The organism is Flavobacterium sp. FPG59 (assembly GCF_002150205.1).
In the GTDB taxonomy this organism is placed as follows: domain Bacteria; phylum Bacteroidota; class Bacteroidia; order Flavobacteriales; family Flavobacteriaceae; genus Flavobacterium.
The window spans coordinates 1-7,136 of the sequence record NZ_MTCA01000160.1 but is presented as its reverse complement, the minus strand read 5'-3'; the positions used below and the strand labels follow the sequence as shown (position 1 = coordinate 7,136).

The 7,136-nt window shown below is 36.4% G+C and carries 4 protein-coding genes; 3 read left to right on the top strand and 1 reads right to left on the bottom strand.

Translation table 11 applies throughout. The features are described 5' to 3' along the window. Positions 1–7: 7 nt before the first annotated feature. The 3 genes from FPG59_RS12220 (at position 8) to FPG59_RS12210 (ending at position 5,501) form a co-directional block, all read left to right on the top strand. Positions 8–1,927 (top strand): nucleoside-diphosphate sugar epimerase/dehydratase, encoded by a 1,920-nt coding sequence (locus FPG59_RS12220; RefSeq protein ID WP_176330742.1) that lies wholly within the window; start codon positions 8–10, stop codon positions 1,925–1,927. A gap of 412 nt (positions 1,928–2,339) precedes the next feature. After that, positions 2,340–3,134, top strand: a complete 795-nt coding sequence (locus tag FPG59_RS12215) for a polysaccharide biosynthesis/export family protein (RefSeq protein WP_086454874.1) — start codon at positions 2,340–2,342, stop codon at positions 3,132–3,134. Between the two features lie 6 nt (positions 3,135–3,140). Beyond that, on the top strand, positions 3,141–5,501 hold the full coding sequence (locus FPG59_RS12210) for a polysaccharide biosynthesis tyrosine autokinase (RefSeq protein ID WP_086454873.1): 2,361 nt from the start codon (positions 3,141–3,143) through the stop codon (positions 5,499–5,501). 105 nt (positions 5,502–5,606) lie between these two features. On the opposite strand, the gene FPG59_RS12205 is transcribed toward FPG59_RS12210, so the two are convergent. Further along, entirely contained in the window at positions 5,607–6,344 is a 738-nt protein-coding gene (locus tag FPG59_RS12205) for a tyrosine-protein phosphatase (protein WP_086454872.1), read from the bottom strand. Positions 6,345–7,136 lie beyond the last annotated feature (792 nt).

Below are 7,136 nucleotides of genomic sequence, written 5' to 3'. Positions count from 1 at the left end.
GTTAAATTTGCGTTTGAATATTCACAACTTGGGATACTTACCGCGATGGATTATTGTATCCATTGATTTGGTAGTTCTTATTTTATCTTTCTTTTTTACCTACCTTATTTTTAAAGGTACCGGTTTAGATTATGTGATAACCAGTCATTCCGGATGGTACTTCTCTTCACTAGTGCTGTGTAATATCTTTTTCTTTTGGCTTTTCCGAACATATTCGGGGATCATTCGACATTCCTCAAATATTGATGCGGTAAAATTATTATTTTCCCAAATCTCTGTTTTAATCATCTTTTTGATTGTTAATTTCTTTTTTGAATTTGCTCAAGGTGAAAAAGTTTTTTTGAATACAGCCTTATTCATCAATATAGTACTGTCTTTTTGTGGGTTGTTTTTATACCGTGTGATTGTAAAACAAACTTTTGAACTCTATTTTTCTGAAAATAAAAACACCAACTTGATTCGAACCGTTATTTATGGTACAGATGCCAATGCGATATCGGTAGCGAATGCGTTAAAATTTGAAACTCCAACGCGTTTTAAAATTGTAGGTTTCATTGACAAAAACAATCAAAACGCTTCCAAAAGGATGTTGGATTTGCCTATTTTGGTTCAGAGAAAGAAATTACCTGCTATGATGCGTTCTGTGGGAGCAACCAGTGTGATTTTGGCTGACAAAGCATTGACTAGAGAGGAGCAAATTGTTATAGTAGATCAGTGCTTGGAATACAATTTAAAAGTGTTTACCGTCCCTTTGATTTCGGATTGGGAGAACCAACGCGAGATTTCTCAAAAGGTTAAAACCATTCAAATTGAAGATTTGCTGGAGCGGAAACCAATTGTTTTGGACAATAAATCCATTTCCAAACAATTGAAAGACAAAGTGGTTTTGATTAGTGGCGCAGCTGGCTCTATTGGTAGTGAAATTGTGAGACAAGTGCTTACTTTTCATCCTAAAAAAGTCATCATCCTGGATCAAGCCGAGACCCCTTTGCACCATTTGCAATTGGAAACGGACGCAATTAGTACCGACGTTAAAATTAGAACCGTAATAGCAGATATTAGAAACCGGGAAGCGATGGATGTGGTATTTAAAACCTACAAACCGCATGTTGTTTTTCATGCAGCTGCCTACAAACACGTACCGTTGATGGAGGATAATCCGTGTCAAGCTATTTTTACGAACATCAAAGGAACTAAAAATTTAGCGGATTTAGCGTGCGCTTATAACGTCAAAAAATTTGTAATGGTCTCTACTGATAAAGCGGTAAACCCAAGTAATGTAATGGGGGCTAGCAAACGCATTGCAGAGAAGTACGTACAGTCCTTACATTTGAAAAACCAACAAGAAAAAGGGGAGCAAGCCACCAAATTTATTACCACTCGTTTTGGAAATGTATTGGGTTCTAATGGCTCTGTAGTGCCGCTTTTTACAAAACAAATTGCAGAAGGTGGGCCTGTAACTATTACTCACAAGGATATTATTAGGTATTTCATGACGATTCCTGAGGCATGCCAACTAGTTTTAGAAGCTGGAGCTATGGGTAAGGGTGGCGAGATTTATATATTTGATATGGGTAAGCCTGTGAAAATTATAGATTTGGCTCGAAAAATGATCAAGTTGGCTGGTTTTATACCAGAACGCGATATTAAAATACAGGTTGTGGGATTGAGGCCGGGTGAGAAACTGTACGAGGAATTGTTAAATGACACCTCGAAGTCCTTACCGACTTACCATTCTAAAATTATGATAGCCCAAGAATTGCAAGAAGAATACGAGACCTTAAATCAAGACGTGAGTGATTTGATTCATATTGCGGAAGGATATACCAATGATGCCATGGTGGCGCAGATGAAAAAAATAGTGCCCGAGTTTAAAAGTATGAACTCTACTTTTGAAACGCTAGATACGGTAGAAGTACATCCTTAATAGCATAGTGATATACAAAGCAAACAAACACTCGAGCAGTCCATTTCGATTAAAGAAATAGTCAATTCGAGTGTTTTTTTATGGAATACGTTCTGTTATACTTCTTTAATGGATTCTTTACAGTATTAAATTTCTTAAGTTTAGACGGTTACGGTATTTTTGCAGCTAAATAATAAGAGGTATTAACAACTACGTTAGATAAACTCCAGTATTATTTGGAATACGAAATCAGGAAGGCAATTTTATACTTTTTTTTGCGTTTTTGATGGTAATCTAAGGTAAACCTGTAGCGTGTAAGTGTTTGTTTACGCCATGGCATTGGTTTGTAGAAGATTTTAAATTAGTAGCATTAAAAGGGCGATTTAAGTAGTGTTTTCTTATATTTGCACCGTTAAAACCCAAATCATTGAAAATGAAATATTATTATGTACTCCAACGGGCCATACCTTTCCTGATTATAGGCTTGTTGTTTTCTTGTGCCCAAAAAAAAGACGTGGTCTACTATCAAAATATTGATGCCATGTCTCCCCAATCCAACAGCAGCTCTTATGAGATTAAGATTCAACAAGACGATTTGCTGTCCATTATTGTATCTGCAGAGGATCCTGAAATTGCTGCACCCTTTAACTTGAGTTCGATTATTACACAACCAACGACAGATCTTAAAGTCGCTGGAGGTCAAGTGTCTATGCAGTTGTATTTAGTGGATTCCAATGGAAATATTGAATTTCCCATTATAGGGAAGTTAAAAGTGAGTGGGCTTACCCGAACTGAAGTAATGCAAGTATTGCATGCTAAAATAGCTACTTACATAAAGAATCCAATCATCAACTTACGTATTGCTAATTTTAAAGTATCCGTACAAGGTGAAGTAATGAATCCTGGCTCTTTTCCTGTAAACTCCGAGCGTATCACGCTGATCGAGGCACTTGCTTTGGCTGGAGATTTAACCATTTATGGAAAGAGAAACAACATCCTAATCATTAGAGAAACGAATGGAGTGAAATCATTCAATCGGGTGGATATTACTAACGCTGCCTTTTTGAATTCTCCTTTTTATTACTTAGCACAAAATGATGTGGTCTATGTAGAGCCTAATAAAAGCCGCATCAATGCAGCTGCTGTAGGACCTAATACAGGAGTGATCATCTCCATTTCTTCTTTACTAATCACTTTAATAACGCTTATCGTTTCAAGTTCAAATTAAACCCGAATGGAAAATAGTATTCAAACTGATAACACAGAACAAGATTTTAATATTAGAGCCATTGTAGATCAATATGCTGCGCATTGGAGGTGGTTTTTGTTGGGCATGATGATCAGTTTATCAATTGCATACGTTTATTTAAGATACACGACACCCCAATACAAAGCGGCCACTACCATATTAGTTAAAGATGAAAAAAAAGGCGGACTTTCTTCTGAGTTGTCAGCTTTTGCAGATATGGGAATTGGTGGAGCAAAAAATAATTTAGATAATGAAATTGAGATTTTAAAGTCACGCACCCTTGTAGAAAGTACGCTGAGGAAAATGAATCTTGCGGTTACCTTAGTGTCACAAGGAAAAATCATCAGCAGTGATTTGTATAAAAATGCACCCATCATTGTTACTTTTTTAAATAAGAAGCAAGATTTTGAAGATAGGACTGCTGCCTTTGAATTTAAGGCGACTGCACCCAATTCATTTGAATTACAAGAAGAAGCAGAGAATAAAATGTTACTTGCATCCAAAAAGACGTTCCGTTATGGAGAATCTATTCCTTCTAAGTTAGGGGCTTTTGTGATTAACAAATCACTGGTCAATCCGTTATCTCATGGAGAATCGGCCACTACGATTCAGATTGTCATTACACCTCTGGAGAAAGTAGTAAACAGCTACAGGTCTCGGTTGACTGTAAATCCGTTAAGCAAGACAAGTAGTGTAGTAGAGCTTTCTATCTCAGATCCAGTGGTGGAAAAAGCAGAGGATTTCTTAAATAATTTGGTTAAAAATTACAATGAAGACGCTGCAGCAGATAAAAATTTCATTTCGGAAAATACCTCTCGTTTTATTGCCAATCGTTTGGCGTTGATTACAGAAGAATTAGATGGAGTTGAGCAAAATGTACAGGATTTCAAGAATTCTAACCGATTAACGGATATTGAAACAGAAGCTAAGCTTTTTATAGAAGGATCTAGCGAGTACGATAAAAAAGGAGTTGAGGCCGATATACAGTTGAACATGATCGCTTCTATGCTTGATTTTATGAAAAAAAGTAAAAAGGCAGATTTGTTGCCAAACAATATTATCAGTGGTGAAGCTACGGAGTTGATTGGTGAATACAACAAATTGGTATTAGACCGCAATAGAATTTTAAAATCGGCTACAGAGTCGAATCCATCTGTTGTTAAACTTGACGCGCAAATTGAGTCTTTAAAGTCTAATGTATCAGCTAGTTTGACTCGAATGAAGTCCAATTTACAAATCCAGAAAAGAGATTTGAACGGTCAAGAAGGATTGTTAAATAGTAAAATTGGTAAAATTCCGGTACAAGAACGTCAGTTTCGCGTAATAGCGAGACAGCAAAAAGTGAAGGAAGAACTGTATTTGTACTTGTTGCAAAAACGTGAAGAAACGGCTATTGCCATGGCGGCCACAGAGGCTATTGCACGTGTTGTGGATGAGGCAAAAGGATCTGAAGTTCCTGTATCGCCTAAAAAGAGTATCATTTATTTGGCGGCTTTGTTGCTAGGACTTTTAGTTCCTTTTGGAGTGATATATGTCAAAGATTTGTTAGATACTAAAATTAAAAGTCGTTTGGATTTGGAAGGCAAAACATTGATTCCTTTTATTGGTGATGTTCCTTCCTCTGATTCTCCAAACGAGTTGATTCGTTCCGAAAGCAGAACGAGTAGTGCTGAAGCGTTGCGAATCATTAGAACTAACTTAGAATTTATGCTGAGTCGTGTTCCTGATGGGCAAGCCAAAACCATATTTTTAACCTCGACTTTTCCATCAGAAGGAAAAACGTTTGTATCGGTAAATCTGGCAGCTACTTTTGCACTTTCAGGTAAAAAAGTACTGTTGATAGGAATGGATATTAGAAGCCCGCGCTTGGACGATTATTTAACGATTCCAGATGATGGAGTAACAAACTATTTATCGTCTAAAGATTTAAAAGTAGAAGATTTTATAGTAAAGTATGATGGGTTTCAGCATTTTGATATTCTTCCTGCAGGTATCGTTCCGCCTAATCCAGCTGAACTATTAATGAGCCAAAAGGTAGAAACGATGTTTGAGAATCTTAAAAAGAAATACGATTATATTATTGTAGATACGGCTCCTGTAGCTTTGGTTACTGATACGTTGTTAATTGCTAATAATGCAGATTGTTTTATTTATGTAGCACGTGCGAATGTCTTAGAAAAAAGAATGTTGAACATTCCAAATACTTTATATAAAGAACATAAATTACCTAACATGTGTTTGTTGTTAAATGATACCGATTCGTCTAAAGGCTATGGTTACGGCTATGGTTACGGAATGCAAGTAGAACAAAAAGTATGGTATAAAAGGCTGTTAAATATGAAATAGTCATAGAGTATCTCCTAAATAAAAAAGCTTACTGAGTATCATTCTCGGTAAGCTTTTTTTATTTGCGGTAAGTGAGTCGTTAAGACTTACAGTTCAGTGTTTATGTTATTGTTTAAAAAATTGATTGTTGGCAATTGCTTCTTTTAAAGGTGCGCTGTCTTTAATTAAGATTTTTTGATCAAAAGCAGCAATGTGTTTGGCGTGATGCGCATCGGTACCCACATACGTATACATTCCTTTTTGAAGTAATTGTTCGGCAATTTGAGCAATACCTGATCCATAATAGCCTACAACGGATAATAAATTAAGCTGAAACAAACAGCCCGCTTTAATAAGTTTGTCGTATTCCTTCATATTGTTGTGATAGAAAAGATATCGTTCAGGATGTGCTAAAACGGGAATGTATCCAGCAACCTGTAAATCAAATAAAATACTATACAGTTGAATAGGGGCATTGATGTAAGACATCTCCACCAGCACGTAATTGTCTTTCAAGGTTAGTAAAGACTTTTCTTTAAAGAGTGTGACAAACTGGTCGTCCATCAGGTACTCTGCTGCAGCCTTAAAGGGTTGCGTGATGCCGTTCTCCTGTAATAAGGACACTGTTTCGTTTTGTTTTTTTACGATTTGTTCGTGAGTGTTTTCCCAAACATGTTGTATAATGTGAGGGGTTGTGATAAACTCGGTAACCCCCATGTTTTGTAATGCAGTGGTTAGAGCAAGCGTGTCTTTGAACGTTTGGGCACCATCGTCAATACCTGGAAGCAAATGCGAATGGATGTCGATGTGGTTTTGCGGAATGAGCTCTCGTAATAGAGGCTTCGATTTAAAAAATGTAAACATGCTGCAAATATAATTAAAACTCAGTCTAAAAGAAGCATGTCAAAAGAGAATGAATTTATAAACAAAAGTTAATTTTTATAGTAGAAGTTGCAATAGCGGGAAAGTATTAAAACAAAGTGTGATTAATATAAGAGTGTTTCTTTGTCCAGCTTGCCTTTTGTTATTTGTAGGTTTACTATTCTTTTGGATGGACTGTATATAAATGGCCTTAACCGGCACAGTAACTAAGGTAGCTTTGCGATGTTTGATCTGCGGCCATATTATTGTTAGTCGGTCGTGATGCAGATTGAGTTTGTAAATCGTAAACGGTACCTATATATAATACAGTTCATCCCTCAAGCTTGATCCAATAGTTTATTTTCTAGGAGCTATTTCCTGCTATTCGTTGCAATCTATCCCACGGTACCGCAACAAGCGGTACCGTGGGATAGGATTTCCACTGCTATCAGGGCTAGGAGAAAAAAGTTGATAGATATTTGCCACCTATATATAAGGTATAGTGTATGGATTTCAATAGCTGTATCGTTTGGTTCGCTATGAATAGGATGCCCGTAGTATGATAGTAGCGGTTTTCTAGGGTAAGAAAGTTGCTAAGAGCGATAAAACATGACAGGACGTGAGCTTTGATATCGGTAATTCCTACTTTTTGAAATAAAGAAATAGATAGTCTGTTTTTAAACAAAACATTTTCAATTACTTATAATCTATTTTAAGAAAAGAATAAAAAAAGGTTCAAAAAAAGCTTGTAAAAGCGAATAAAGGTTGTAGTTTTGCACCCGCAATAGCGCAGAC